General features: G+C 54.1%; 1 rRNA gene. It reads left to right on the top strand.

The features are described from left to right. Positions 1-918 (top strand): 23S ribosomal RNA (locus tag R2B77_RS17795); the annotation flags it as partial.

Below are 918 nucleotides of genomic sequence, written 5' to 3'. Positions count from 1 at the left end.
CTCTAACATTGAGCTGTGATGGCGAGGAGATTAATCTCCGGAGTCCCTGATTTCACGCTGCCAAGAAAAGCCTCTAGCGAGGCGGGAGGTGCCCGTACCGCAAACCGACACAGGTAGGCGAGGAGAGAATCCTAAGGTGATCGAGAGAACTCTCGTTAAGGAACTCGGCAAAATGACCCCGTAACTTCGGGAGAAGGGGTGCTCTGTTAGGGTGTTAAAGCCCGAGAGAGCCGCAGTGAATAGGCCCAGGCGACTGTTTAGCAAAAACACAGGTCTCTGCAAAACCGTAAGGTGAAGTATAGGGGCTGACGCCTGCCCGGTGCTGGAAGGTTAAGAGGAGAGGTCAGCGCAAGCGAAGCTTTGAATTGAAGCCCCAGTAAACGGCGGCCGTAACTATAACGGTCCTAAGGTAGCGAAATTCCTTGTCGGGTAAGTTCCGACCCGCACGAAAGGCGTAACGATCTGGGCACTGTCTCAACGAGAGACTCGGTGAAATTATAATACCTGTGAAGATGCAGGTTACCCGCGACAGGACGGAAAGACCCCGTGGAGCTTTACTGTAACCTGATATTGAATTCCGGTGCAGCCTGTACAGGATAGGTAGGAGCCTAAGATTCCGGAGCGCCAGCTTCGGAGGAGGCGTTGGTGGGATACTACCCTGGCTGTATTGGACTTCTAACCCATGCCCCTTATCGGGGCAGGAGACAGTGTCAGGCGGACAGTTTGACTGGGGCGGTCGCCTCCTAAAGAGTAACGGAGGCGCCCAAAGGTTCCCTCAGAATGGTTGGACATCATTCGCAGAGTGCAAAGGCATAAGGGAGCTTGACTGCGAGACCTACAAGTCGAGCAGGGTCGAAAGACGGGCTTAGTGATCCGGTGGTTCCGCATGGAAGGGCCATCGCTCAACGGATAAAAGCT

It is taken from the genome of Sporosarcina beigongshangi (assembly GCF_033485195.1).
GTDB lineage: Bacteria > Bacillota > Bacilli > Bacillales_A > Planococcaceae > Sporosarcina > Sporosarcina beigongshangi.
The sequence above is the reverse complement of the archived record's forward strand: the minus strand, read 5'-3'. Positions and strand labels throughout refer to the sequence as shown.